This is a genomic window from Desulfurobacterium sp. TC5-1 (genome assembly GCF_000421485.1).
Taxonomy (GTDB): domain Bacteria; phylum Aquificota; class Aquificia; order Desulfurobacteriales; family Desulfurobacteriaceae; genus Desulfurobacterium_A.
The window spans coordinates 633244-659264 of the sequence record NZ_ATXC01000001.1 but is presented as its reverse complement, the minus strand read 5'-3'; the positions used below and the strand labels follow the sequence as shown (position 1 = coordinate 659264).

The 26021-nt window shown below is 37.9% G+C and carries 25 protein-coding genes and 2 CRISPR repeat arrays; of the genes, 11 read left to right on the top strand and 14 right to left on the bottom strand.

The genetic code is table 11. The features are described 5' to 3' along the window. Nucleotides 1-9 precede the first annotated feature (9 nt). The 11 genes from H153_RS0103285 to H153_RS0103235 all read left to right on the top strand — a co-directional run bounded on the left by H153_RS0103285 (nt 10) and on the right by H153_RS0103235 (nt 8977). A complete protein-coding gene (locus H153_RS0103285) occupies nt 10-687 on the top strand; it encodes a response regulator transcription factor (protein ID WP_022846719.1) in 678 nt (225 codons plus the stop codon). Continuing rightward, nucleotides 684-2021 (top strand): histidinol dehydrogenase, encoded by a 1338-nt coding sequence (hisD, locus tag H153_RS0103280; RefSeq protein ID WP_022846718.1) that lies wholly within the window; start codon nt 684-686, stop codon nt 2019-2021. Before H153_RS0103285 ends, hisD begins: the two co-directional genes overlap by 4 nt. 11 nt (nt 2022-2032) lie before the next feature. Then, nucleotides 2033-2971 carry an aspartate carbamoyltransferase catalytic subunit gene (locus H153_RS0103275; RefSeq protein ID WP_022846717.1) on the top strand — a complete coding sequence of 313 codons (939 nt, stop codon included), beginning with the start codon at nt 2033-2035 and terminating at the stop codon, nt 2969-2971. Further along, a complete protein-coding gene (locus tag H153_RS09155) occupies nt 2964-3287 on the top strand; it encodes a c(7)-type cytochrome triheme domain-containing protein (protein WP_022846716.1) in 324 nt (107 codons plus the stop codon). The genes H153_RS0103275 and H153_RS09155 overlap by 8 nt, the downstream gene beginning before the upstream one ends. Before the next feature lie 10 nt (nt 3288-3297). Further along, nucleotides 3298-4581, top strand: coding sequence for a dihydroorotase (locus tag H153_RS0103265; protein ID WP_022846715.1), 1284 nt, complete (start codon nt 3298-3300; stop codon nt 4579-4581). Between the two features lie 12 nt (nt 4582-4593). Next, nucleotides 4594-5448, top strand: a complete 855-nt coding sequence (locus tag H153_RS0103260) for an ATP-dependent Clp protease proteolytic subunit (RefSeq protein WP_022846714.1) — start codon at nt 4594-4596, stop codon at nt 5446-5448. A 9-nt stretch (nt 5449-5457) separates the two neighbouring features. Further along, entirely contained in the window at nt 5458-5949 is a 492-nt protein-coding gene (locus tag H153_RS0103255) for a CarD family transcriptional regulator (protein ID WP_022846713.1), read from the top strand. After that, nucleotides 5946-6932, top strand: coding sequence for a PIN domain-containing protein (locus tag H153_RS0103250; RefSeq protein ID WP_022846712.1), 987 nt, complete (start codon nt 5946-5948; stop codon nt 6930-6932). The genes H153_RS0103255 and H153_RS0103250 overlap by 4 nt, the downstream gene beginning before the upstream one ends. After that, on the top strand, nt 6929-7624 hold the full coding sequence (gene ispD / locus H153_RS0103245; protein WP_022846711.1) for a 2-C-methyl-D-erythritol 4-phosphate cytidylyltransferase: 696 nt from the start codon (nt 6929-6931) through the stop codon (nt 7622-7624). Before H153_RS0103250 ends, ispD begins: the two co-directional genes overlap by 4 nt. 66 nt (nt 7625-7690) lie before the next feature. Next, entirely contained in the window at nt 7691-8116 is a 426-nt protein-coding gene (gene ndk, locus H153_RS0103240; RefSeq protein WP_022846710.1) for a nucleoside-diphosphate kinase, read from the top strand. A 36-nt stretch (nt 8117-8152) separates the two neighbouring features. Continuing rightward, on the top strand, nt 8153-8977 hold the full coding sequence (locus H153_RS0103235; RefSeq protein ID WP_022846709.1) for a hypothetical protein: 825 nt from the start codon (nt 8153-8155) through the stop codon (nt 8975-8977). Nucleotides 8978-9555: 578 nt separating this feature from the next. On the opposite strand, the gene H153_RS0103230 is transcribed toward H153_RS0103235, so the two are convergent. From H153_RS0103230 to H153_RS0103155, 14 genes are all read right to left on the bottom strand, one after another. Next, a complete protein-coding gene (locus H153_RS0103230; protein ID WP_155883400.1) occupies nt 9556-9813 on the bottom strand; it encodes a hypothetical protein in 258 nt (85 codons plus the stop codon). A gap of 75 nt (nt 9814-9888) precedes the next feature. Further along, nucleotides 9889-10239 carry a hypothetical protein gene (locus H153_RS0103225; protein WP_022846707.1) on the bottom strand — a complete coding sequence of 117 codons (351 nt, stop codon included), beginning with the start codon at nt 10237-10239 and terminating at the stop codon, nt 9889-9891. Between the two features lie 359 nt (nt 10240-10598). Beyond that, the gene (locus H153_RS0103210; RefSeq protein WP_155883397.1) at nt 10599-10874 is read right to left on the bottom strand and encodes a hypothetical protein; all 276 of its coding nucleotides are present in this window, start codon (nt 10872-10874) and stop codon (nt 10599-10601) included. A gap of 306 nt (nt 10875-11180) precedes the next feature. Beyond that, nucleotides 11181-11438 carry a hypothetical protein gene (locus tag H153_RS0103205; protein WP_022846703.1) on the bottom strand — a complete coding sequence of 86 codons (258 nt, stop codon included), beginning with the start codon at nt 11436-11438 and terminating at the stop codon, nt 11181-11183. A gap of 296 nt (nt 11439-11734) precedes the next feature. Next, nucleotides 11735-14332: a CRISPR direct-repeat array (repeat unit 30 nt; unit sequence GTTTCAATTCCTTAGAGGTACGCTTAAAAC). 849 nt (nt 14333-15181) lie between these two features. After that, a CRISPR array of direct repeats spans nt 15182-16137; the repeat unit is 30 nt; unit sequence GTTTCAATTCCTTAGAGGTACGCTTAAAAC. Between the two features lie 190 nt (nt 16138-16327). Beyond that, entirely contained in the window at nt 16328-16594 is a 267-nt protein-coding gene (gene cas2, locus H153_RS0103200; RefSeq protein ID WP_022846702.1) for a CRISPR-associated endonuclease Cas2, read from the bottom strand. Next, nucleotides 16594-17568, bottom strand: coding sequence for a type I-B CRISPR-associated endonuclease Cas1b (gene cas1b, locus H153_RS0103195; RefSeq protein WP_022846701.1), 975 nt, complete (start codon nt 17566-17568; stop codon nt 16594-16596). Before cas1b ends, cas2 begins: the two co-directional genes overlap by 1 nt. Before the next feature lie 2 nt (nt 17569-17570). After that, complete coding sequence (gene cas4 / locus H153_RS0103190) at nt 17571-18074, bottom strand: CRISPR-associated protein Cas4 (protein ID WP_022846700.1); 504 nt, start codon at nt 18072-18074, stop codon at nt 17571-17573. Between the two features lies 1 nt (nt 18075). Beyond that, a complete protein-coding gene (locus H153_RS0103185) occupies nt 18076-20307 on the bottom strand; it encodes a CRISPR-associated helicase/endonuclease Cas3 (protein ID WP_052168193.1) in 2232 nt (743 codons plus the stop codon). Then, entirely contained in the window at nt 20282-21070 is a 789-nt protein-coding gene (cas5b, locus tag H153_RS09140) for a type I-B CRISPR-associated protein Cas5b (RefSeq protein WP_022846698.1), read from the bottom strand. Before cas5b ends, H153_RS0103185 begins: the two co-directional genes overlap by 26 nt. Next, nucleotides 21055-21972: a type I-B CRISPR-associated protein Cas7/Csh2 gene (gene cas7b / locus H153_RS0103175; RefSeq protein WP_022846697.1), complete on the bottom strand. Its 918-nt coding sequence runs from the start codon at nt 21970-21972 to the stop codon at nt 21055-21057. The genes cas5b and cas7b overlap by 16 nt, the downstream gene beginning before the upstream one ends. Further along, entirely contained in the window at nt 21969-23687 is a 1719-nt protein-coding gene (locus tag H153_RS0103170; protein ID WP_022846696.1) for a TIGR02556 family CRISPR-associated protein, read from the bottom strand. Before H153_RS0103170 ends, cas7b begins: the two co-directional genes overlap by 4 nt. Further along, entirely contained in the window at nt 23688-24539 is an 852-nt protein-coding gene (locus H153_RS09135; RefSeq protein WP_022846695.1) for an RAMP superfamily CRISPR-associated protein, read from the bottom strand. Continuing rightward, nucleotides 24536-24943, bottom strand: coding sequence for a hypothetical protein (locus H153_RS0103160; RefSeq protein WP_196799785.1), 408 nt, complete (start codon nt 24941-24943; stop codon nt 24536-24538). The genes H153_RS09135 and H153_RS0103160 overlap by 4 nt, the downstream gene beginning before the upstream one ends. Next, entirely contained in the window at nt 24918-26006 is a 1089-nt protein-coding gene (locus tag H153_RS0103155) for an RAMP superfamily CRISPR-associated protein (RefSeq protein ID WP_155883395.1), read from the bottom strand. The genes H153_RS0103160 and H153_RS0103155 overlap by 26 nt, the downstream gene beginning before the upstream one ends. Between the last annotated feature and the right edge of the window lie 15 nt (nt 26007-26021).

Here is a 26021-nt window from a genome sequence, read left to right as displayed (position 1 = left end):
GAGGCTCACATGAGGATACTGTTTGTCGAAGATGACGAAGACCTTGGAGAAATAGTCAAATACAATCTTGAAAAAGAAAATTTTGAAGTTGATTGGGTGCTTGATGGTAAAGAAGCGTTAGATAAAGGACTTTTTGGTAATTACGACCTTATCATTTTAGACATAATGCTTCCAGGTATGGATGGTAAAGAGATATGTAAACTTTTGAGAGAAAATGAGAGAACAAAAGATGTTCCAATAATAATGTTGACTGCCCTTTGCGATGAAGATACGAAAGTTGAAAGTTTTAATTACGGTGCTGATGACTACGTTACAAAGCCTTTCAGCATAAAAGAGTTAATAGCCAGAATAGGAGCCATAAATAGGCGACTTAAAATATCTGAAAATGAAAAACTCTCATTTAAAGGGATAACGCTTGACAGAGTTTCAAAAGAGATAACGGTTGACGGTCAGCCTGTTCAGTTAACTAAAACGGAGTACCAGCTTATGGAACTCTTTCTTTCCAATCCCAATAAAGTCTTTTCAAGGGAAGAGCTTTTAGAAAAGATTTGGGGAAAGGAACATAGTGAAAATACGAGGACGCTTGACGTTTATATAAGCAGATTAAGGAAGAAACTTGGAAGTTACGGTAAGTATTTGAAGACACTTCCACGTCTTGGTTACAAGCTAACAGCGGAGGAGAAATGAGAATAGTAGATTTACGTAAAGAGAACTGGCAGGAGGATGCAGAACTTAGCAGGATAAAGACCCGCGGTCAGGGTCTTGAGAGCAAGTATGCCACATCTGTTCTTGAAATAATTGAAAATGTTAGAAAGTACGGCGATACAGCCGTTTTTGGCTACGCAAAAAAGTTTGATAGAGTGGAACTGACACCAGAAAATGTTAAGGTTTCAGAGGAAGAGATAGAAGAGGCTTTTGAAAAAGTAAAACCTGAAGTTATAGATGCAATTAAGCTTGCCGTTGATAGAGTTAGAAAGTTTCACGAACATCAGAAAGAGAATTCATACTTTGTTACAGAACCGGGAATGGTATTGGGACAGAAAGTGATTCCTCTTGAAAGTGCGGGGATATACGTTCCTGGTGGTAAGGCTTCTTATCCGTCTTCCGTTATTATGAACGCAGTTCCTGCAAAGGTTGCAGGTGTTGAGAAAGTTGTAATGGTAACGCCTGCGATAGGGAGCTTAGAGGTAAATCCTTACTCTCTTGTAGCAGCGAAACTTTCTGGTGTTGATGAGATATACCGTGTGGGTGGTGCCCACGGTGTTGCGGCAATAGCTTTTGGAACTGCTTCAATACCGAAGGTTGATAAAATAGTCGGTCCCGGTAACATCTATGTTGCCCTTGCCAAGAAGTTTCTCTTTGGTCAGGTTGATATTGACATGGTTGCGGGTCCGAGTGAAATATTGGTTATAGCCGATGAAACGGCAAATCCTGAGTGGGTGGCTATAGACCTTCTCTCTCAGGCAGAACACGATGAACTTGCCGGTGCCTTTTTGGTAACTCACGATGACAGAATTGCTCAGGCTGTAATTGAAGAGGTAAACAGAAAATTAAAGACACTTAAGAGAAAAGAAATAGCTCAAAAATCGATAGAGAATTTTGGAACAGTATTTCTCACGGAAAACGTTTACCATTCATGTGAAGTGGCAAACATTGTTGCACCAGAACACCTTGAAGTTGCAACGGCAGAGCCTTTTGCCCTGCTTGACTTTATTAAAAATGCAGGTGCTATATTCCTTGGACATTACACCTGTGAATCTTTAGGAGATTACGTTCTTGGGCCAAATCATGTTCTACCAACGGGTGGAAGCGCTAAGTTCTTCTCTCCTCTTGGAGTTTATGACTTTGTAAAGAGAAGTTCAGTCCTTTACGTTAGCAGAGATGGTTTTGAAAGAGTTTCTTCGGCCACTGCGCTCCTTGCAGACGTTGAAGGACTTGAAGCTCACAGCCTTGCTGCAAGGGTGAGGGCGGGAAGCCGTATAAAAGTTTCTACAAAAGAGGAAGAAAACGTTAAAGGTTAAAGAGGTTTTCAATGGAACATCTTTTGAGCTGTGAAGAGCTTGAAAAAGAAGATATTGATAATCTAATGTCCCTTGCTTTCAAGATTAGGGAGACACTTAGAAAAGGAAAGAAAAAGTTCTCAGCTTTAAGGGGACAATGTGTCGTTAATCTCTTTTTTGAAGCAAGTACAAGGACAAGAACATCTTTTGAGAAGGCTGGAAAGTTTCTCTCTGCTGACGTGATAAACATATCGGCTTCAACCAGCAGTGTAAAGAAAGGAGAAACGCTCATAGATACGGTGAAAAACCTTGATATGATGCATCCGGATATAATTGTTTTAAGGCATCCCTGTGAAGGTGCTGGAGAAACGATAAAACAACACATAAAAGCTTCAATAGTGAATGCAGGAGACGGATGTCACGAGCACCCTTCTCAGGCACTCCTTGACGCTATGACAATTATTGACGTCAAAGGGAGTTTAAAAGGTCTAAACGTTGTTATAGCTGGAGATATTGTTCATAGCCGTGTGGCAAGGTCGGACATAATTCTTTTTAAAAAGTTAGGTGCTAACCTTTTTATATTCGGCCCTTCCACGATGATGCCAAGGTATCCGGAAGCTTTAGGCGTTACGGTTTTGAAAACTTTTGAAGAAGTGGCTGAGGTGGCAGACGTACTGATACTGCTGCGGATTCAACTTGAAAGGCTTAATGCAAAAAAAGTCTTTCCATCTTTAAGGGAGTACAGCCGTTTCTTTGGTCTTAACAGGAAACGGCTTGGGATGATGAAAAAAGATGTTCTTGTAATGCATCCAGGGCCTGTTAACAGAGGTGTTGAAATTAATAATGATGTGATAACCTCTGACAGAACCTTTATATTTAATCAGGTTGAGAACGGGCTTGCCGTGAGAATGGCAATTCTTACGACACTTTGTAGCAGAGAGAAAAAACTTCTGGAGGAGATAGATGCGTAAAGCACTTTTGATTTTACCTTTCGTATTTGTTGTTGGATGCGGGCAAAGTGGCGTTTTAAACAAGGATTTGGTTTTTAAAGCAAAAGATAAAGGTGCACCTGGTGACGTTGTTTTCAGCCACGTCTATCATTGCAAGGTGAAAAAAGAACACTGTTCTGCCTGCCATCCAGGAGTATTTAAGAAAAAGTTCGGTTACGACAAAATTACAATGAAAGATATATGGGCAGGAAAATACTGCGGAACGTGCCACAACGGACAGAAGGCTTTCAGTGCCAAGGATAAAACTCAGTGTACAAGATGCCACAGTGTTAAGTGAGGAAATGTAGATGGATAGCTGTCTTCTAAAAGGTGCTCTTGTTGTTGACCCTTCTCAGGGGATAGAAAAACAGGTAGACGTTTTAATTGATAATGGCAGAATTGTTAAGATTGAAGAGAACATAGAAGCTTCTTCAGCGAAAGATATTATTGACGTTTCCGGACTTGTTTTGATGCCTGGAATTGTTGACATACACACTCACCTGAGAGATCCCGGCTACGAATGGAAAGAAGATATTGAGTCTGGAAGTCTTTGTGCAGTTGCTGGAGGTATTACCTCTGTTTGCTGTATGGCCAACACTGATCCTGTTAACGATAACCCTTCTGTTACAAGATACATTATAGAAAAGGCAAAGAGGGTAAACCTGTGTGATGTTTTCCCTGTAGGTGCTTTGACTAAAGGACTTAAAGGTGAAGAGATAGCAGAAATCGGTCAGATGGTTGAAGCGGGAATTGTTGCAGTTTCAGATGACGGAGAAACGCCAAGAGATTCAAAACTGTTGAGGAACGCCTTCGATTACGCAAAAAGTTTCGGAATACCAATTTTCTGTCACAGTGAAGACAAAACTCTTTCAGCGGGCGGGCACATGAACGAAGGCCGGCTTTCTACCTACCTTGGTATTCCGGGTATTCCGCCCGAAGCAGAAGAGATTGGAACTATCAGAGATATAATGGTTGCGAAGCTTACAGGAGCAAAGATTCATATCTGTCACGTTTCAACGAAAGGAGCTTTAAAGATAATAGAGGAGGCAAAGAAGGAGGGTGTTAACGTTACGTGTGAGATAACACCTCACCACTTTACACTAACAGAGGAAGCGGTCAGAACATTTGATACAAACGCTAAAATGGCACCACCACTTAGGACTGAAGAGGATGTTAGAGCTTGTAGAGAAGCTTTAAAAACGGGAGTTGCAGACATAATAGCTACCGATCACGCCCCCCATTCTGTTGATGAGAAGATGGTTGAGTTTAACTATGCACCGTTTGGAATAATTGGTTTTCCGACTCTTCTTCCGCTCTCTCTTGACCTTGTGAGAAAAGGTTATCTAACACTTTCACAGATGGTAGAAAAATTATCTAAAAACCCGGCAGAAATTATTAACAGGAAAGATATAGGAACACTTAAACCGGGGAGCCGTGCAAATATAACCGTATTTGATCCTGACGAAGAGTACATCCTTACGCAGGAGATGATTAAGTCCAAGAGTAGAAATACCCCCTTTCTTAACAGGCCTTTAAAGGGAAAGGTAAAGCTTACAATCAGAAATGGTAAAATAGTTTATAAGGATTTTTAAAAGGGAGGCAGGATGCAGGGAGGTTCATTTTTTGATATTTTCTGGATGTTAATAATCATTTTTTCTCTCTGGCCACTTATTCAACAAAAAAATATTGAATGGGCAAGGTTGAGGCTTATAAGAAAAATAGAAGAGAAACGAAAGTCCCGCGTAATAACGATGATACACAGACAGGAAAGATTGGCTTTTATGGGCTTTCCTATTATGCGCTACATTACGATAGAAGATTCTGAAAGAATTTTAAGAGCTATAAGGATGACTCCCGATGATATGCCGATAGATTTAATACTTCATACGCCAGGAGGACTTGCCCTTGCAGCAACACAGATCGCTTCAGCCCTTATTAAACATAAAAGCCCTGTAAGGGTAATAGTTCCCCACTACGCTATGTCTGGAGGGACACTGATAGCCCTTGCTGCCGATGAAGTTATAATGGATCCCAACGCCGTTCTCGGTCCTCTTGATCCGCAGTTGGGGCAGTTTCCAGCTCCTTCAGTTATAAAAGCTTATAAAATGAAAAATGTGAACTTAAAGGATGAAACTTTAATTCTTGCAGATGTTGCAGAGAAAGCTTTAAATCAAATGAAAAACACAATAAAAAGAATTTTAATAGCTAAGGGAAAAAAGGAAAAACAGGCAGAAGAAATTGCCGAGCTTTTAACCTGCGGTTACTGGACCCACGACTATCCTCTAACGGTTGATGTTTTAAAAGATATAGGAATAAACGTTAAGACTGATGTTCCGGATGAGGTTTATGACCTTATGGAACTTTACTATCAACCTACTGCAACAAGTTCCGTTCAATACATTCCGGTTCCATACGGAGAGCCTAAAAAGGAAAACATTCCGATAAAGAAACCTCATTAGGAGAGACCATTGATTAAAATAGGAGATAAGGTTGCCTATCCGCCTCACGGTGTAGGAATTGTGGAAGGAGAGGAAAAAAGAACCGTGGGGGAAAGGGAGATTCTCTTCTTCCGCATTAAACTTTTAGGTAAAAACATGTCTGTGCTTGTTCCTGAAAATATTATTGAAAGTTCGGGCATCCGTCCTGTACTTGACGAAAAGGAAATAGATGAAATCTTTCAGTTTCTGTCGGAAGTTCCTGAAAATATAAGTAGCAAGTGGACTGTAAGGCACAGGCTAAACGTTGATAGAATAAAGACAGGTGATGTAAAAGAGCTTGCGGTTGTTGTGAGAAATCTATCTTATAGAACGAAGGAGAAAGAACTTTCTTACTCGGAAAAGCGTATGTTTGAAGAAGCCTTTGAAAAGCTTTCGGAAGAGATAGCTCTTTCCTTGGGAAAAGACATAAAAGAAGTAAAAAAGAAAATAAGGAAGATTTTGAAAGAGGTTAAAAAGCGATGAACATACAGAGGCTCATAGGTGTTTTCTTTATCTTTCTGCTTTTGGTATCTACGCTTATTTTCCGAAACTACGGTTTCGCCGCTACTCAATCCATGTTTATAGGCATTCTTATAACTGCTGCTGCTGTTTTGCTCTACACTTTTGTCTTTCACCAGAAGAAGTTTAAAATCAGGGGACTTTTAGTATTTTCTGCAGGTTTCTTTTTAGGTCTGTACCTTGCAAAGGGAATAACCATATCCCTGTATGCTGTTTTTACCAATTTTCCCTATCTTCAGGAAATTCTCTACCTGACACTTCCCTACCTGTTTGGTTTTGCTTTTCTTGAAATGATAGGTGATAAGCCCCTTTCCGAGATATGGAAAGGAGAAACGGGTCTTTACGCAACAATTAAGGTTCTTGACACAAGCGCTTTGATAGATGGAAGGATTGTTGAAGTTATAAAATTGGGGTTCGTTGAAGGAAAGATAGTAATTCCGAGATTTGTTCTTGAAGAACTTCAATACCTGTCCGATTCAACTGACCCGAATGTCAGAACCAAAGGTAAGAAAGGACTTGAGCAGGTTTCTCTGCTTAAGGGGATCAAAAATCCGCCGGTTGAAATATACGAAAGGGATTTTCCAAGGATAAAAGAGGTTGACGCAAAGCTCGTGGAACTGTGCAGGCTTTTAAAGGCAAAGCTTATAACTACAGACTACAACCTGAACAAGGTTGCTTCTATAAAGGGTGTTGAGATTTTGAACGTTAATGATCTTGCGAACGCCCTTAAACCTGTTGTGGCAGTTGGTGAAGAATTGGTCGTTTTTGTTATGAAAGAAGGAAAAGAGAAGGAACAGGGAGTGGGATATCTTGATGACGGGACGATGGTGGTTGTTGACGGAGGTAAAGCCTACATAGGACACAGGATAAGGGCTGTGGTAAACAACGTTCTTCAAACATCTTCGGGAAAGATAATCTTTGTTAAGCCAAAAGAGGTTGTGAAGTGAGATACGCAATTATTCCTGCTGCCGGGCGAGGGAAAAGGTTTGGAGGAAAAAAACAGTTTATAGAAGTGAGTGGAAAGGCTATTATAGAGTTTACTCTAAAACCTTTTGAAGAGAGTCCATTTATAGATAAAATTGTTGTTGTTGCGCCTGAAGAGTCCATTCCGGAAATGGAGCTCAGAGTAAAGGACTTTTCAAAGGTTGAAGCAATTATTCCCGGAGGGTGCGAAAGGCAGGAGTCTGTTTTCAACGGTTTGAAGTACATAGACGGTAGATGTTCAGAGGTGGTCATTCATGATGGCGTGAGGCCCCTTGTAACAAAAAGGATGATAGATGAACTTGTGTCGGCATATCAGGAGTACGGAGTGGAGGGAGTAATAACTGCAGTAAAACCAAAGGACACGGTAAAGGCTGTGGGAGCTTCCCTTGAAGGAAGCGATTTTCTTGTTAAAGAGACCCTCAACAGGGAGAAGTTGATCCTTGTTCAAACACCGCAGCTTTTTAATTTTGAAGTTTTAATGGAGTGTCATAGAAAAGCAGCCGAAGAGGGCTTCTGGGGAACAGACGATGCTTCTCTGCTTGAGCGTTACGGTTATACGGTTGTTGCAATAAAGGGGGATTACAGAAATATAAAAATTACAACGCCAGAGGATATTGATATTTTTAGAGTTTTCCTTAATCAGATGGAAAGGTAAAAGTTTCAATTTCTTCTTCCCATTAATTCGGGTATAATCTCACAACAAAAAATATGGAGGTTCAGGATGGCAGTTGAAAGAACACTTGTTATCGTAAAGCCGGATGCTGTTAAGAAAAACGCTGTCGGTGACATTATCAGAATCTTACAGGAAAATGACCTGAAACTGATAGCTCTCAAAATGATTCACATGTCAAAAGAAGAGGCAAAGGGATTCTATATCGTTCACAAGGATAGACCTTTCTACGATGAACTTACAGACTTCATGTCTTCCGGTCCCTGTGTTCCTATGGTTTTTGAAGGTGAAAATGCCATTGCAAAGGTTAGAGAAATTATCGGTGCAACAGATCCGGCAAAAGCTGCTGAAGGAACAATTAGAAGTAAATACGGGACTGATGTAGGAAGAAATGCCGTTCACGCATCAGACTCACCGGAATCAGCGGCCTACGAGATTCCTTATTTCTTCAGTGCTCTTGAAATTCATTCTGTTTAAATAAAGGGGGCTTGCCCCCTTTTTCCGGGGAAATTTATGAAATCTAATTTTCTCATTGCTTCCGAAATAAAAAACAGGTTCTGTTATAAGGCAAAAGAAAAAGGTATCAGGAAAGAGGTCAAATATTTTATATTTGAAGATCTACTTGATACGGGAGAGTTGCTAATCGGCAAAAAGTTTGAAGTTGATGAGTTCTCTTTTATTACTTACTTTCTATTAAAAAAAAGTCGTAACATTTTTAGAAAGTGGGATGAAAATTATCTCGGATGCTTTGCAGGGTTTAAAAGCGGTACGGAGATGTTGTTTGAAGATTTCTCGTTTAAAATCAAGGATTTTTCGGATTTTACACTTTTAGCGGAAGCGGTGGAAGTGGAATCGGGTAATATCTATTCATTTACACTTGCCAATATCTGTGACCTGCCAAAAGCATTGAAATGGGAGGTTCCTGTAAAAGTAGCAATATTTGCGGACGGCGTGGCTGAAAAGGTTGAAGAACCGTCGTCGCCAATAGAGGACAGCCGTGTTATTCGTCTTTTGAAACTTGCGCTAAAGGGACACGGAAAGGCGATAGATAGACTTGAAAAGGTTTTAAACATTGATAACGCATCGTTGCTTTTAAAGAAAGTTCGCAGAAATCCGGAAGAGTTTTTTAGGAGTGCGATTTTGCATATATCAAAAGATAGATACACCGTAATCGGAAGGGCAGTATCTTCGGCTGCTGTCAATTTGGATAATCAGGAACTGTTCAGTACAGTTTTAGAAACGGAAGGCGTAAATCTCGCCGTTCTTTTAAAGGATAAAGTTTCTGAAGGTGAAAGGATAAAAATAACTGGCCGGATGGTCGGATACTACTGCGGTTAAAGGTTTCTTTGTATCCTTAAAAAGATATCATGGTATTCTTACGCCGCTGCCTTACCGAAAATCCAGCCTTGAAGACCTGCTTTTATGGTTATTTTCTTAACTTTCTTTAGATGCTTTAGATGCTCGTTTTTACTTTTTAAAATAAGTGAAATTGGGATATAAAATAAATAATAATAAGAAATGCATAAAAGAATAAACAACTAATTACCAGCCGTTTTTGGCCAGCTTTGTAAACTTTGTATAAGTATAAAACCGAAAAAAATGCTATGATGAGGTGAGAAGATATGAGAAGTGTGAATCTGTATCTATAATGTGTGGCGTGAAGACAGAGGTCATATTGTTCCGGCGTAATGTATTCATGTTTATACAGATAGATACATGGAAATTCAAAAAAAATGATATAAACGGTAAATCCCGAAACCAGTAATGTAACTAGTTTTTCTTCAATGTTGCCTAATTTTTCACTCTTTGTTTTCAACTTTTTCTCCGGGTCCGAAGCAATTTTAAAATATTTTATCATTCCTTACAAAGATTATGGAAGACTTTTGCATGGTTTTGTGATTTGTAAGGGAGAAATTTCATGATAAAGAAATTCCCACCTCTTTTCCTGCTTTTTTCTGAAGTTTGTCTTCTAACTCTATAAGTTCAGATATTTTTTTAGGCGATGGTGTTATATGAATAATCATAAACTTTTCGTAAGTTGGTGCGAAAGGTGAAATGCCCATTTTAACTTTTTCTATCTTATACCTTTCACTTTCTAAAAACTTTAAGGCAAGTTCATAGGCTTTTTTAAGGTCTCTATCTTCTACCGTGGCAGGATTTTTGATAATTTTCATTTTCCGCTCCGGCATAGGATTTCCACCTTTCTTAAATAATTATAGTGAGTATAATTTTAATTTCTTCGAGGTAGATTAAAATGTTTTAGCAGGCCATTTTTGTGAGAGTTTAGCTTCGTAATACCTCTTCACTGCTTCAAGAACTTCTTTGAAAGTGGCGTTTTCTACGCCGAGTTCTGGAACGGTGTAACGACCTTTGATTTGGTTTTCAAAAAGTGTAGTATCTTTTACCAAGTTTTCCAGCTCTTTAAAGATGTTACCCTCTCCATTGAGAGAGCGAAAAGCATAGTTGTAAAAACAAATTACTCCATTGTTGTCGTAGATGTTATCTCCAAACTCCCCAGAAAAATCAACCCCTTCACCTTCCATTCCTGAATCAAGAGCAAAAGCAAGTTCCCTATCTTCAAAGTGAAGAACAGTTACCATCCCTCTACCTCGCTATAAAGCACTTTATAACGTTTCACATTTTGGAATTTAGTCCTTCTCACCAAGATTGTCTCTATTCTACCACTATCCAAACCTGCTACAGGCAACATAACGAATTGGTCTGAAGGTGACTTTCTTCCGAAAAGAATTGCATTTTCTTCAGTATCGTGAATTATCACTTGCGGTTCCTTGAAGGTCTTTCTAATGAAAAATTTCTAATGAAAAATATGACTGCTTTTTCCGTTGTGATGCCAGTTTTTTTGAGTTTGTTCAAATTATCGCGAAGCAAGTGTCTCCTGAGATGAAATTCCGAAAGATAATACTTATTACCAAGCTCATCCTCAAACACCTCAACAACCTTACTCCTTACCCATTCCTGGCCCTTTTTTGACATCAGCAATCCGGCCGTCTATAAGCCTGACCTTTGGAGTGCGTTCTTCTCCAATAAGTTTCTTCAAAACTTCTCGTCTTCTGTTGTATTTCTCAATCAACCTCTTAACCTCTTCCCACTCTGGGCACTCATCGGCAAAGTTTTTCTGGCAGAGCTTCTTAGCCTTTTCCAGAACCTCATCTTTCGCTCCGTATTCTACGATTCTCCTGGCCATAGAGTCCGTTAACTTCCACCAGCTTTCCAATGGACTTGCGTCAAATCTTTCAGGAACCGGCGAAATGTCTTTTGGTTTCCTTTTCCTAATCTTTTTCGCCTCATTGGAACCTTTAAAAATCGCTCTTACTGTTGAATGGTGGTTAAATTGGTTGGGGGAGAATGGGTCATCAGGTGGCAGTTTTGCTCCCAGCTTATGTGGTTACTCTTTAAGTTTTTTTCTATCGCCCCGGCAAGTTTTTCTTTTACTTTTTTCTGCGGCGTCAAACCCTGTGAAATTCACAACAATTTTCCGTTCTTTAGAGGTATGCTTTAAATTTTTGTCAGGAAATTTTTTTCATACCAGGGTAACCCCAACTTTCTTACCTATTCTTTTTTGTAGGTCTTGCTTTAGATGAACAAGATCAACAATGTGTTTGGGAGCCGGCGAAATTTCGACTATCATTGATTTTTTATGAGTAGGGGCAAAAGGAGAAATACCCATCCTTACTTTTTTTACCTTAAAACCCCTTTCTGCAAAGAACTTTAAAGCTATCTTGTAAGCCCTTGCCAAATCCCTATCTTCTACCGTGGCAGGATTTTTGATAATTTTCATTTTCCACTCCGGTATAAGATTTCCACCTTTCTCTGGGTTTATAGAAATCCTAAATCTAAAATATCCCCGTTAATTGAAATGTAAATTAAACTAAGTTAGGCGGTGGTGGGAGGACGCCCACCCCCTCCATAGAACGAATCCTCCACTCAGGAGGACCCGCCCAGCCAGCCAGGGCGACTTTCTGGCTTTCACCACCGCTTACTAATAAAATTTAACCTGAGTCTAGCATGATTCAACTATTAGTATAAACTAACAAATTTCTCATCTTTTTCTTTACCAGTTTAAAACGAAAAGTAATTTCAATTCCTTAGAGGTACGCTTAAAACTATAGAGGAACAGCTGAAAGAATACCCTGACTTTCGTTTCAATTCCTTAGAGGTACGCTTAAAACGAGATGTTCCAAAACGCTTTGCAAGCCTAATACAGCAGGAGTTTCAATTCCTTAGAGGTACGCTTAAAACTCTAAAGCTTCCTGGCGCTTTTCCGCCGAAAGTTGATTGTTTCAATTCCTTAGAGGTACGCTTAAAACGAAACTTCCGGAAGATGTAACGCCGGACTTTAAAGAAAGTTTCAATTCCTTAGAGGTACGCTTAAAACATGAAAGGTGCCGACTCGCTTGTGGAGATTTCTGCAGTTTCAATTCCTTAGAGGTACGCTTAAAACGAAATTGTAAAACGTTATTATGAGTTTCCGCCTAATTTTCTGTTTCAATTCCTTAGAGGTACGCTTAAAACTGAACTTAGTGCAAATAGAGATAATCCTCCAGAAAGTTGTTTCAATTCCTTAGAGGTACGCTTAAAACTCTCTAACGATAGGCTGAAAGATAGAAAGCCTGCTTGTTTCAATTCCTTAGAGGTACGCTTAAAACTCTCTAACGATAGGCTGAAAGATAGAAAGCCTGCTTGTTTCAATTCCTTAGAGGTACGCTTAAAACTCAACATCCTGAGGATTAGGATCGTAGAAAATCTGAGTTTCAATTCCTTAGAGGTACGCTTAAAACGCCGTTTCCGATGGTTCCGGTCTGTGTGCACTCGGCGTTTCAATTCCTTAGAGGTACGCTTAAAACACTCATCGTTGTAGGTGGAACCGTTACAGAAGATGACCTGTTTCAATTCCTTAGAGGTACGCTTAAAACGCAATGATTTCCAAGGCCGAAAACCTTTCGGGCTTCTTGTTTCAATTCCTTAGAGGTACGCTTAAAACCCTTCAGCGGCGATACAAAGAGATAGCCATGACTCAGTAGTTTCAATTCCTTAGAGGTACGCTTAAAACTCCCTCGTGCCTTCGGGTGGCTTTTCGGCATCAGAGGTTTCAATTCCTTAGAGGTACGCTTAAAACACTGGCTTGGCATACTCGGTTTCCCTTTGAGGAGCTGTTTCAATTCCTTAGAGGTACGCTTAAAACTGTCTATATCGATTAAAAACGCCGGTTGTGTTGAATTTCGTTTCAATTCCTTAGAGGTACGCTTAAAACAGAAATTAAAAAGAAAAATGAACGTGGTGAAATGTAGTTTCAATTCCTTAGAGGTACGCTTAAAACCTCAAACTCTTTCACCTTTTCAGCTTTATCTTTAGCAGTGTTTCAATTCCTTAGAGGTACGCTTAAAACTGGGGTGTCCGGTATTTTGACGTTGAATTTCTTCTCTAGTTTCAATTCCTTAGAGGTACGCTTAAAACCTGCCATTGTTGACATAGTTGGATATATGCGGGTTCTGTTTCAATTCCTTAGAGGTACGCTTAAAACACACCCGTGTATTTTTGTGAAATGGTATCTACTACTTGTTTCAATTCCTTAGAGGTACGCTTAAAACGTGTATATACGGTTTTGTCCCGTCGCCTTTGTCCGAGTTTCAATTCCTTAGAGGTACGCTTAAAACCGTTCACAGCGTATTTCACAGACCAAAGCACATGAAGTTTCAATTCCTTAGAGGTACGCTTAAAACAGGATTTCATCAAACAGCTTTTCAGGAACCTCAACAGTTTCAATTCCTTAGAGGTACGCTTAAAACTCTCAGCCATATCCAGAATCTTAGTTCCAATAGCTAGTTTCAATTCCTTAGAGGTACGCTTAAAACTTCTCCTTTAAAAGAAAGAACTTTGCAAGCAGGTCAGTTTCAATTCCTTAGAGGTACGCTTAAAACGTTTTTAGGTAATCAAGCTCTTGCTGTCTTTGCTCGTTTCAATTCCTTAGAGGTACGCTTAAAACCAGGATTCATACCGGCCGCCCGTGCAGATAGCGCCTTATGTTTCAATTCCTTAGAGGTACGCTTAAAACAAAACAACCTTTGCCCTGATAACATCTTACAGGCTTGGTTTCAATTCCTTAGAGGTACGCTTAAAACACGCTTCTTTATCGCTCTTGACACTGGAAGCGCAAGTTTCAATTCCTTAGAGGTACGCTTAAAACCGCTATGATTTAGAGCAAGTAGCCTGTATGAATCTAAAGTTTCAATTCCTTAGTGGTACGCTTAAACGATCCAGACGGGGATGAAAACAAAACAAGGAGGTGGTTTCAATCCTTGAGTACGCTTAAACAATCAGACCAAGCGATACTTGAAGTAAGTAGTATAAGTTTCAATTCTTAGAGGTACGTTAAACGAGTATAAGCGAAGCTCTTCGGCAGAAGCTCATCAAGGTTCAATTCTGAGGTACGCTTAAACTTAAAGGCGCGAGAAGAGTCTTTGATCAAAAGTTCAATCCTTAGAGGTACGCTTAAACAGAGCTCTCGCGACGAGGCAACTCCGCAGTTTATTCCTTAGAGTACGTTAAACACTTCCGAAGTGTATTATAGGCTGTTCCTCCTTTATGTTTCAATTCCTTAGAGGTACGCTTAAAACAGCATTTTCTTTTTCGGAACAAAAAGTTTTTTTATTCCTTAGAGTACGCTTAAACTCAAGATTCGTGATTTCATTTCTCAGCAAGTTGGTTTCAATCTTGAGGTACGCTTAAAACTGATACGCCACCGCCGTATGTTCCTTGTCACTAGTTTCATTCCTTAGAGGTACGCTTAAAACCTTCTCCCGGAAAGTATGCAGGCAAACCTGCTTACAATGGGTTTCAATTCCTTAGAGTACGCTTAAAACCCGGAAGCTCCAACCTCACGATTGCAGTTGCGTTTCAATCCTTAGAGGTACGCTAAAACTGTTGACCTATCGTAGTGTGAAGGTGTAGAAAAAGTTCAATCCTAGAGGTACGCTTAAACTTTCCTTTTGATCTTTCCTCATCGTTTGAAAATGCGGTTCAATTCCTTAGAGGTACGCTTTAAACACAAAAAAAGCGGATTCCCGTTCGCAATGCAACGTGTTCAATTCCTTAGAGTACGTTAAAACGACTGGCATGATTCTAAATCGTTGCTTATACAGTTTAATTCCTTAGAGTAGCTTAAAAACAGAGCTGGGATTTCTGAAGCAGACATGGAAAATGTTTCAATTCCTTAGAGGTCGCTTAAAACAATTGAAAAGTGATTTTCGGGGATGTTGCGGAGTTCATTCTTGAGGTACGCTAAAAACAAGGCGACAGGAAGAAGAATGAAAGAACGTGAGAAAGTTTCAATTCTTAGAGGTACGCTTAAAACCAGAATGTTAGAAGTCTCAGAATGTTCCTTATATTTGTTCAATTCCTTAGAGGTACGCTTAAAACTCGAAATCGCCATACTGGCAGAAATTCATATCTAGTTTCATTCTTAGAGTACGTTACCTTTTCATCAGTCAAAAACTGTTTTGGCGTTGAATAGTTTCAATTCCTTAGAGGTACGCTTAAAAACGGGGTTCTTGCCCTTGCCTTTTTTCATTTGGTTCAATTCCTTAGAGGTACGCTTAAAACATGTTTTTGGTCTTCCTGCAGATGGTTTTCTCTGTTTCAATTCCTTAGAGGTACGCTTAAACCCTATCAGAGAAAGTTTTTGCAGATACTCATGGCAGTTTCAATTCTTAGAGGTACGCTTAAAACTGAGCGTTTGGGTGCTGACTGGGCAAAGACAGTTTCAATTCCTTAGAGTACGCTTAAAACAGTATCTGCTGTCGAAACTTCTTTTTATCGTCCCGTTTCAATCCTTAGAGGTACGCTTAAACATTCCCTTGTTCAATCCCTTACTAATGCTGAGTTTCAATTCCTTAGAGGTACGCTTAAAAATTCCATTACCACTACAGAGAAATCAAATAACGGCGTTTCAATTCCTTAGAGGTACGCTTAAAAACCTCATAAATCTGGGATATTAGAGATCAGAGTAGTTTCAATTCCTTAGAGGACGCTTAAACTTTTTTCATTTGGATGACCTCATTAAAAATGTTTCAATTCCTTAGAGGTACGCTTAAACTATAATCCCTGCAATTTACTCACAGCCTATAGTTTCATTCTTAGAGGTACGCTTAAAACTCTAAATAACAAAATTGTATAATTACTTTTTTATTAGTTCATTCCTTGAGTCGCTTAAAACTCTAATGTATAAATTATTTCTATACCTATTCATGTTTCAATTCCTTAGAGGTACGCTTAAAACAAAAAAGATGTCAGAACTTGCTTAACACCTTCTATTAGTTTCAATTCCTTAGAGGTACGCTTAAAACTCTCTTCTTTATTCTTACCTTCCTTATCCTTCCACTACCGTTTCAATTCCTTAGAGGTACGCTTAAAACTTGTAAGAGCTATTATATCCGATACTTCTATCTATGGTTTCAATTCCTTAGAGGTACGCTTAAAACCTATTTTAAAACTTATTCTTTTTTCAAAGAACGTCAAGATTTATATTCATATTAGCATCGGTTAATGTGTGGTGTCAAGTGTCGGTGATGTTGATTAAAATAATTATTAACTTCTAATATATGGTTTTGAAACCATTGAGACTATGGTGTTTAAACCATTTCGGTCTAAAAATTGATTCCCGACACATGCTTAAAACATGAAACTTTCGTGGGACGGTTTCTCTATTCCTATGCTTATTCTTTCGTAATATTTTTTTGTCCGAAATTTGTAGATTAGAACGGAGTCTTCTTCATCATTCATTATCGTTTTAAGTTCTTCCGTAAGCATTCTCAGTGTTGCTTCTGTTAGTTCTCCTTCAAATACAGAGTTTTGGACGTGAACAAGGTATTTGCGGCATATTTTTAAAAATTTTTGCACCCTTTTTTCACCGGCATCATAGACTAAAATTACGAACATCACCACCTCGTTATAAAAGGTTCATAGACTTCATCTTCTATAAGATGTTTAATCAGTTTGTAGCATTCCAATCTTATGAGTCTTTGCAGGGAAACTTTTCTGTTTAACTTTCTGTGCTTTATCGTGTTTTTGAGGCGTTCTTCAAAGGCTTTTACGAATATTCTTTTACCTTCTTCGTTTAAAAAGCAAGTTCCGGCTTCAATTTCAAAATGTTTTTTGTTTATTACTTTTTTGTTTACAAGGGAAAAAATAACTCTGTCAACAATGATGGGTTTGAAGATTTCAGCAATATCAAGATTTAAAGTGAAACTCCGGTTGTTTGTCTGGTGAAGGTACCCTATGCGGGGATCAAGATGGGTAAAATAGATTTCCGATAGGACTTTTGTATAAAGGAGTGTGTTGCCAAAACTAATCAAGGCATTGATTTCATTATCGGGAGGTCTTTTCTGCCTCTTATTAAAATTGAATTGCTTTAGAATATTATTAAAGTTTTTATAGTAGGTTTCTCTTATGTTACCTTCAATAGCCATTAGTTCTTGTATGTTCTTTGTGTCTTCTATTTTGTCTGCGAAAGCATCTATTTCTTCTACACTTTTGTCACGGTCGTAGTTTTTGAGATTTTGTCTTATGTTTCTGTAGGCTCCATAAACGAACATTTTTGCGAGGAAAAGTCTGAGGTCGGGGTCAAGATGGTGTTCCGCCTGCTTTAGGATTACATATCCCGAGTTCAGGTGTTCTCTCGGATAGTATGTCCCGACGTAATATCCGTAGTAGTTGTAAAAGTGAATTGGTATTTTGGCTTTTGAGAAAAATTCCAGAGCCCTTTTGTTAAGGGTGACTTCACCGAAAATTTCAATTTCGGATATGGCTTCAACGGGTATTACATGCTTTCTACCTTCGTATTCAATAAAAAATATTGTGTTTTGTTCCCTTTTTATTGTTCCGCTTTTGAATATTATTAAGGGCTGTTTCATCTTCAACTCCAGCAAAATTCTCTATATCCGCAGTTTCTGCAAAATCTGATTTTTTTAGCCGGCGGAGGATGGGGAAGATCAATTATCCTTTCTATTTCCTTTATGGTCTTTTTGATTTCTTCTTCAAGCTTTTTGCTCAGTTTAACCTGTATTCTTTTTCTCTCTTCGGGAATGAAAAGCTCTCCCGTTAAAAGTTCTCCTTTCTGTTCTTTTATGTAATACAGATAAAATGCAAGCTGCATCTTTGCACTTTTTAAAAACCTTGAACTTTTCTTAATTTCACCGATCACTTTTCTGTTTTCAAGAAGGTCTATTTTTATTTTATTGTCTATCAACAGCTCTTTTGCTTTGTTCTTATATCTTTTTTCGTGAATCAGCCTTCCGACGGCGATGAAATCGTTATCCTGCTCTGCTTCTATTCCGTGAGCAATAAGCCATACCTCCCTTTTGCAAATGTAGTAATACCAGATGAGTGTTCCGTTTACAAAAATTTTCTCTAATTCCATATTACCAGATTAGATTAGGTTCTTTAAGTCCTGTTTTATCATAATAATTGTCTAATTCTTCTATTGGAATGAAGTAAAAACCAAGCTCTTTTGATATCGGTATTGGTATTTTTTTGTTTAAATTCACCTTTATTACGAAATCGTAGAACTTATGCTTAATTCGCAGGTAATCTTTAAATGCTTCACGGTTTCCTTTTTTTAACTTTGTGACAATTTCTATCATTTTATTCCATATTTCAACCGCTTCTTCATTAAGTTGAACAAAAATTTCCTCTCCACAGTCTTCTTCAATAAGGTTCATGTCGCAAATAAATTTTTCATTTTCCTTGCATCTATAATTTTCCATGGGTTGAAATCGTAGATACTTAACAGCTTCGAAAAAAGGTTTTACAGTTTTTGCTTCGTCTGTGGCTCTGTCTTTAACAAGATTGAAATACTTTTCAGTCAATTTTATAAATTCTTCTTCTGTTAGACGGTGTTTATCTTTTAGGATTTCCATAGTGGCTGAAGAAAGGATGGGATCGTATATGTAGCTCCAGTATGGACGTTGATTATTTTCATCAATTAATTTTATGATTTTAAACAGTCCTGCTTTTTCTCCGTTTCTGTTGCACCTTCCTGCTGATTGATTAAGGGAATCAAAAGGAGCAAAATCTCTTATAACTACATCAAAATCTATGTCAACTCCTGCTTCTACAATTTGAGTGGAAATTAGATATTTGACTTTTCCCTCTCTAATTTTTTTGAGCCTTTCCCTCCTCTCAAATGGTGTAATTGCTCTTGACAGGTATTCAATTTCTCCGTTGATTGTTTCACTTAACTTTTTATAAACTTCCTGGGAGGACTTTACTGTGTTAAGGATAAACAAATGACTTTTCTCAATGTTAATGTCAATTTTTTCTAAAAATTCTTCTATGGTACGTTCTTTCAGATCTATTTCTATTTCGTATCGGTTGAGTCCTGTAAAAAATTTTCCACCTGCAAGTTCTGTATGGTTGGTAAATATTGCTGGCTTTGTTGCTGTCATAAATATTATGTAGAAATCAAGTTTTTTTGATAAATCCTCAATGATTTCATTAAAAATTTTCCAATATTTAACAGGTATAGTTTGAATTTCATCAAGAATAATTATGGTATTCTGAAGTCTGGAAAAGCGAAGTGCCTGGCTTCGGTTTTTTGGAAAGATTGCATTAAATATTTGCACTATTGTGGTAATAGTAATTTCACTTTCCCAACCTTCTGTTAATACTTTTGCGATGTCAAAAGGAAGGATTTCAGAATTGTTAGTTAAATATTCAAAGTTGCTGAGGTGGTGGTGTTTTAAAATCAGTCTGGAATCTGTGCTGTCTATAATTTGTTCAAGTTTTTCTTTTAGTACTTCGAAGTTTTGGTCAATAATGGAAATAAAGGGTAATGCGTATATTATCCTGAAACTTTTGCCCGTTTTTTCCTTTAGAATTTTTTTCATTTTGAGTGCTTGTAAAAATCCTGTGTAAGTTTTTCCTAAACCCGTTGGGAGGTTTATTGAGTAGATTCGCTGTTTCAGATTGAATTCTTTAGAAAGCACAAATTCTTTTGCTTCCTGTCTTTTTTCATCTATTGGCCGTTTTAAAGGAATGGAATCAATCAAATTTTTAAACTTTTCATAAGGAATGTCCGGGAAACTTACTTCAGGAGCATCAACAGCATCTTTTCTATCGGAGAAAAGAAGAGAGGAATATATTGATAAAAAAGTTGTATATATTGAAAAGTTCTCTATTTCTCCAAAATTTCTTTTAAATCTCCTTAGACTTCTGAAATATTTTAATTCTTTGATTATGTCATTGATGGATTCTTTTAGTTCTTGAACAGTAACAGGAATTCCAAGTTCTTTGATATTATCTTTTGAAATAGCATTAAGTTGTTTTTTTATCAGTTCTGTGTCATTGATTATACCGCCGTTTTCAAACGTGTCTTCCGGAAATGAATGGTGTTTTTTTACTGCGAGAAAAGAAAGAAATGCCTGTAAAGGACTTATACCTCTAATTTTTCTCAAATAGTAATAAAGAATAACAGCAGAGAGGAGTGAATGGTTCTTTTCTTTTGACCATTTTCCGTTTCCTTTTATGTATTCCTGGAAAAACGATGTTGCTTTACCTGCGTCGTGGAACCTTGCAGCGTAAGCGGCAAGTTCTTTAGCCGTGTTGTCGTTATAAGGAAAGTATTTTTCAACCAGATTTTGCGTCTTTTTCAAATGATCTTTTAGACATTTGTTGGGATGGGACAGTAAACAGGTGAACGTTTTCTCCGGTCTCTTTAATGTGGAAGACATTTTTAAAAGCTCCCTTAATTGGTTTACCGCTGGTTTCAAATACAATATTGTCATATTCCTGAACAATTCTTTCTGCGTTCATATATATGGGAATTCTCTCTTTAGCCAGTTTAATCTGGTTGCTTAAGCTGATGTTTTTTATTTTTCTTGTTGGTATTGCTGAATGTATTTCGCTCGTTTCTTCTACTTCTTCAGCGGTAAATTCACCTGCAAATTTAAAATCGGCAAGGCATTCAGAAAGACCAAGGGAAACAGTGTATTCTGTCTTGTGGTACGGCAGATAGTTCAAAAGGGAATCAAGAAGTTTTTCGTCACCGGCTACGAAAATCCTGTAACCAGGATCTTTCAGGAATTCTACTTGAATTTGCGTTCTAACGGTTTTTTTAACATCTCCCTTTTTATCTTTAAAAAGCGTTGGTTCAAATTTCCCACCGCTTCCCTTGGTGAAAATTATGTTTAGCCCGGTTCTTAGCTTCCTGATAGGGGAAGTGATATATATTCCGATACTTAACCGATTTGTAATTTCTATGTATTCATTTTTTTGAAGTCCTAAAATGGCTCCGATTATTCCCCTAACGGTTGTTGGCGGCGGAAAAGAGAAAGTGAGGGGAGAAGAAGTGGTAAAAAACCGCCTGAAGTGTGCCAGTTCTCCCCATATATCAAAAGCAATTATTCTGCAAGCCATGGAAACTTCTCCAGAGTGATGTTTTCAAAAACTTCGTTCAGTGTGGAACCTTCGGTGAGTTTAACTCTTTCATCTATACAGTAGTAAACTTTTTCTATTTTGTCTTTGTGCTTCTGTACTGCTTCTTTGAGTTTTGAAAGGTCAAGTTCAAACTCTTCAATATCTCTTATTGCAAGATCATCAAGGGCTTCCGGCTTATTTATAGAAACTCTTTTGTTAAGTTCTCCAATGTGGAACTTTTCACCTTCTTTGTAGATAATCTCTATTAAGAGTCTCGGCATGTGTCCAAATTTGGAACGGGAAATTACATCTGTTGACTCTTTTATTCCTTTCCATAGTGCTTCTGTCATTTTTTCCAGATCTTCGTCGGTCAGCTGTGTATCATTTGATGCTTTTTCATTGGCTATTCCGTAGAAACAGAAAAGTCCATAGGGAATTATGTAAAAATCTGTCATTGTCCCCTGTCCTCTTTGTTCTCCTGACGGCATAACAGTGGTTCCTTTGATAAGTTTTACATCTACTTTATGAAGACTTCTTCCGAATTTAAATTGGACAGGTCCTGTAAAGCTTTTAGCATTGTCTCCGATAGCAAACGTTCCGCCGAAAAGTCTTATATCTATGCATCTTTTAAGAATTTCGTTGTAATCTCCTTTGTTGTAACTTTTTAACAGCTCCTCTTTTGTTTTTAATTTTCCGTCTTCTTTTCTTTCTTCCCTTATAAAGATTTCTTCACCCATGTCTGCCAGTTCGTCCCTGATTATCCTCTTCAGTCTGCTGTCTGTTACGAGGCAGATTTTTGTTTCTTCATCAATTCTCGGCTTGTTTTCATCCATTGGGTCGCCGTTGGGATTCGCATCGGTTACATCGTAGAAAAAAAGATACTCACGGCGGTTTCTAATCATGATTTACCTCCATCAGTTTTGTTCTCAAATTTTTTATTGTAGATTTTGTCCTTCATTCCCATGCCGACTGCAAATACAAAGTTCATCTTTTCAACATTAAGTTTCCAGGGCTGGTTGGCTTTAGCAAAACATTCTGAAGCCAGGTCAAACAGTTCCCTTTCAAATTTTCCAAAAATTTCGTAGGCTTCCATTTTGTCTCTCAGTTCAGGCATCAATTTTTCAAAGCCTCTCTGGTCCAGTTTAAAGCTGGAAAGTTTTTTAAGGAAAGGTTTGTTGCCTTTTCTGGTTCCAGCCTGCTTGTCAATCAGGCGCTGTGTCAGGACTCCGAGGACAAATAATCCTTTTGCTTCCGGTGTATTTAGCAGAGGTAGAGTTTCTAATAAATTCCTGACGTCGTCGGTTTTGATAGTTTCCATTATTCCCTCCGTAGTTGCTTTAACAAACAGGAACGATGCTAAAGCATTGAGTGCTGTTAATTTATCGTATTCTTCGTCAAGGTAAGCTCGTCTTATTCCATTAAGCAAGAACTTTATGAGCAGGGCTTCTGAGAAAGGGACTTCCCGAAATATCCGGTCAATGAGATCAAGGAAATATTTCTGCAGGTCTTTCCTTTTAGAGTGCTTATCCCATTTCCAGAAAAACTGACCTAAAGTGCCGAAAGTGAATTCTCTTTTAAGTTCCAGGTTCTTTTCAACGTGGGTTTTGGCTTCGAAAAGCTTTTTTATTCTTGAAGGATAGATGTCCTGGATATGCAGTTTAATGATTTCCTGAGATTGGTTCTTTTCAATAAAAATAAAGTGGAATGTGAGATAGTCCTCAAGCTCTTTCAGTATGTCCAGAATATCTTCTTCTGTATCTGCAAGTTTTTGATGTTCCGTTTCTGTTAAATGAAGATACTTTTTCATGTATTCCAGGTCGTAAATGTTTTCAATGAGTTCTTTGAGTGAGTTACTGTCAGAAGTTTCTGTGTCAAAAATAACACCTGGGACGAGCCAGTATCTGGGAGCGTTTTTGGTTAAAATAAAACTTCTGCTTGATATGTACTGTTTGGCTTTTTCCAGCTTTTTGAAACATTCAAAACATATCGGGAATCCTTTCCCGTGATTTTTAGTTGAAAAGCCTGAAATGTAGCCCACTTTATCAAGTGTGTAAAAGGCAAAGGGGGATTTTTTCCCTGTAATTCTGGTAGTGCTGCCGCACAGAGAACATGTTCCGATTTCGTTAAATCCAAGTTCTTGAACATAGCCGGTTTCAAATGCGCTAACTATCTCCGGAATTTCTGAGGGGAAATTCCCGTCCACGGTAACGGTAAGAAGAATCTTTTCTCTGCTTTGCGGAGGAAAGTCTTTCAGGTAACTTTTCAGTGCTTTGAGAATTGCTTCATAGTCTTCTGGTTCTTTAACCGAACTGTTATAGTTTTTCATCCAGTTAAAGATGGACTTTAAGCAGGTTATGCTTTTTTGCGGTTCTTTTATGTTCAGAAAGAATGTGGGAGTGCAGGAATTGCATCGTCTGGAGGCTCTTACTCTTTTATAAAGTAGTTTTTTTTCGTATTCGGATACATTTTTTGTATCTGTAACGTTAATAAGCTTTCCATCCTTATCAAGGTTTATGATTATTAATCTGTCTGCGCTGACCGGCTCTGGCGTTACTTTGCCGGAATTGCCGTCATCCTGCATTAAAATTTTTCCAAGGTTATAAATTGCTTCTATCATTTAAGACTCCAGAATAAATTTCCCTTTTTTTAAAATTAAATCATGAGGGGGATTGTTTTCCAGCATACTTCCTATTGCTATGTAAAATTTTGCATTTTTTACGGAAGAAGTGTTTTGAGAAAAATCCATTTCGGGAATAAGTTTGATATCCCCTTTGAACTTTATGCCGCTGCTAAATTCTAAAAAATTTTTTAAAGGTGTTTTGCTATCATGATTGAACTTTCCATCGTCATTTAAGTTCCATTTTTGTAATTCTTTTTCTTCTGCCTCTTTATATTTCTTTAGTTTCATCAAGCCGTAGCCGTATCTTGCATCTCCGCCTACAAAGATTTCAAAGTTTCCTCTTTCGAATACTTCTTTTATGTCGTCTTCTTTTAATTTTATTAAACCTATCCAGTAGAGATTTTCTTTGAAACCCAATTGCTTTGCATCTTCTAAAAATTCTCTTTTCGGCTTCGGCAAAATGTATTCAATTTCATACAGCTGCTCTTCTTTAGCCGTTACAGTAAATGGATTTATAGATGTTTTGAAGTCGGCACTTACAAAGTAAATCCTGAATTTTTCTTCTGTTATTAAGCTTTTTTTTGTTTTGTATGCAAATTCTCCGTCCTTATAGGCAGGTTCTAAAATATTTTCTTCATCAAAAGATGGAAAGAAATTTGTTATAGTTTCAAAGTTCTCCTGGACGGTCTTTATTTCAGAATGCTTATTTTTACATAAATACGCGTTGACAACGGCACCCCACATGGTTTGTCCGGGAATAAATATTTCTGTTTCAGATACCACTCCCCAGTTGAGTTTTCCAACGTGAATCGGCTGTACCTGTTCAAAAATCAGCTTATACCACTTCATTTTTTATCTCCTGATGCTTTTGCATGGTATCTTGCATAAGTTAGTGTTTTTTCCAGAAGTTGTTTCAGAAGTAAAAGCTGGGGAAGGTTCTCGGATATTTCTCTAAGGTTATTGTTTACACGCTCGATTCTTTTACTCTCTTTAGGCGTTCCTTCGTCTTTTGAAAAGTCGCTAAGCGGAGGAATTTCTTCAATTCTTCTTGCGAACTCACTGATTTTTTCATTTTTAAAATTTGCCTGAGCGTACACCCACATTGCATAGACACCGTTGTTTGTTAAAACTCCAAGCAGTTTATTTATCTCGCTTTCGTTTAAAATTCCTTTACTGACTATTTCGTAGGCTATTGTGCTTGTTAAGGCTTCTATGTTTTTGCCTTTATTATTTGCGGTTTCCACTGCTTTCACCTCCTTCAAATTCGTTAGAGTTTATGATTAATCTCCCGAAACCCCTTGTAGTCATGCCACCTATTCCAAGAGTTTCGTAGAAATGTCTGCTTTCTTTTAAAGCCTCGATTAAATATTTTGTTTCCGGAAGAGTTTCCGAATTACTTTCATCATTTTTCTTCCCTTCAAATGCTTTTTTATTAAAGATTCTTATCGTGCCGTGTAATATCGTTCCTCTCGGGATAGCTTCAGATGTAAATAGTGCTCCCTCTTTTGCTGCTCCGGTGATGGGGTCTATGGCCACAGAAGTTCTCACTTCTAAATTTGAGTTCACTATGTGGGCGAATAAACTTTCAGGCACGACGATTACATCTTCAGGTTTTAAGTTAAACTTTCCAAATTTCGGTATCTTAAATTTGTTTTTGTCTATGTTGTGTGGTCCTTCAACCTCTAAGTACAGCCAGCCTAAGTTCAGGTATTTTTCATCTCCGGTTTCCGTTTTTATTTTATCCTCAGATTGTTTATCTTCAATCTCGGGTGCTATGCCTGTTTCTTTTAGTTTTGAAGCTGTGGTTATCCACTTTGTTCCTTTTATCGTAAATACGGGGAAGAACAAAATTTGTAAGTCGCTGAAAAATATCATTCCCTGCCAGCGCATGTTTTTTTTAGAAAATCCAAAACCTTTACAGACTATGCAGTGTCCGCAATGTCCGGTATCTGTGTTTTTAGATTCTTCTAAGGTTTTTTGTGGTTCTTCATCCTGTCCTGCACATTTAATTTTTGCGAATCTATTGCCGTTAAAATTTTTCATCCAATCTTTTGGATTGTTAAAAAGCTTGGAAATATCGTCTTGATGTTCTTCCCTTTTTTTCAGGTCTGCTTTATATTCTTCTTTAAAATGACTTTGTAATTCCAAAGTTACATAATATCTCCATGTGCCTGCCAGAGTACTTCCCGGAATCTTAGGTACATTGGTGATAGGGTCTCTTACTATGGTGTTGTCAACCATTCCTATGGAATAACCACCGGTTCCTACATGAACGGGATCCATTGCCATGGCAAAAATTGATATCTCTTCAACCATACTGTTTTTGTTTTC

What these genes read in the sequence shown, in the direction of transcription:
- H153_RS0103170 (WP_022846696.1), bottom strand. Translation starts at nt 23,687, where the DNA reads ATGATAGAAGCAATTTATAACCTTGGAAAAATTTTAATGCAGGATGAC.
- H153_RS09155 (WP_022846716.1), top strand. Translation starts at nt 2,964, where the DNA reads ATGCGTAAAGCACTTTTGATTTTACCTTTCGTATTTGTTGTTGGATGC.
- H153_RS0103285 (WP_022846719.1), top strand. Translation starts at nt 10, where the DNA reads ATGAGGATACTGTTTGTCGAAGATGACGAAGACCTTGGAGAAATAGTC.
- H153_RS0103155 (WP_155883395.1), bottom strand. Translation starts at nt 26,006, where the DNA reads ATGGTTGAAGAGATATCAATTTTTGCCATGGCAATGGATCCCGTTCAT.
- H153_RS0103260 (WP_022846714.1), top strand. Translation starts at nt 4,594, where the DNA reads ATGCAGGGAGGTTCATTTTTTGATATTTTCTGGATGTTAATAATCATT.
- H153_RS0103250 (WP_022846712.1), top strand. Translation starts at nt 5,946, where the DNA reads ATGAACATACAGAGGCTCATAGGTGTTTTCTTTATCTTTCTGCTTTTG.
- H153_RS0103230 (WP_155883400.1), bottom strand. Translation starts at nt 9,813, where the DNA reads ATGAAAATTATCAAAAATCCTGCCACGGTAGAAGATAGAGACCTTAAA.
- hisD (WP_022846718.1), top strand. Translation starts at nt 684, where the DNA reads ATGAGAATAGTAGATTTACGTAAAGAGAACTGGCAGGAGGATGCAGAA.
- cas2 (WP_022846702.1), bottom strand. Translation starts at nt 16,594, where the DNA reads ATGTTCGTAATTTTAGTCTATGATGCCGGTGAAAAAAGGGTGCAAAAA.
- H153_RS09135 (WP_022846695.1), bottom strand. Translation starts at nt 24,539, where the DNA reads ATGAAGTGGTATAAGCTGATTTTTGAACAGGTACAGCCGATTCACGTT.
- H153_RS0103225 (WP_022846707.1), bottom strand. Translation starts at nt 10,239, where the DNA reads ATGGTAACTGTTCTTCACTTTGAAGATAGGGAACTTGCTTTTGCTCTT.
- H153_RS0103235 (WP_022846709.1), top strand. Translation starts at nt 8,153, where the DNA reads ATGAAATCTAATTTTCTCATTGCTTCCGAAATAAAAAACAGGTTCTGT.
- cas5b (WP_022846698.1), bottom strand. Translation starts at nt 21,070, where the DNA reads ATGGCTTGCAGAATAATTGCTTTTGATATATGGGGAGAACTGGCACAC.
- H153_RS0103275 (WP_022846717.1), top strand. Translation starts at nt 2,033, where the DNA reads ATGGAACATCTTTTGAGCTGTGAAGAGCTTGAAAAAGAAGATATTGAT.
- cas7b (WP_022846697.1), bottom strand. Translation starts at nt 21,972, where the DNA reads ATGATTAGAAACCGCCGTGAGTATCTTTTTTTCTACGATGTAACCGAT.
- H153_RS0103205 (WP_022846703.1), bottom strand. Translation starts at nt 11,438, where the DNA reads ATGAAAATTATCAAAAATCCTGCCACGGTAGAAGATAGGGATTTGGCA.
- ndk (WP_022846710.1), top strand. Translation starts at nt 7,691, where the DNA reads ATGGCAGTTGAAAGAACACTTGTTATCGTAAAGCCGGATGCTGTTAAG.
- H153_RS0103265 (WP_022846715.1), top strand. Translation starts at nt 3,298, where the DNA reads ATGGATAGCTGTCTTCTAAAAGGTGCTCTTGTTGTTGACCCTTCTCAG.
- cas4 (WP_022846700.1), bottom strand. Translation starts at nt 18,074, where the DNA reads ATGGAATTAGAGAAAATTTTTGTAAACGGAACACTCATCTGGTATTAC.
- cas1b (WP_022846701.1), bottom strand. Translation starts at nt 17,568, where the DNA reads ATGAAACAGCCCTTAATAATATTCAAAAGCGGAACAATAAAAAGGGAA.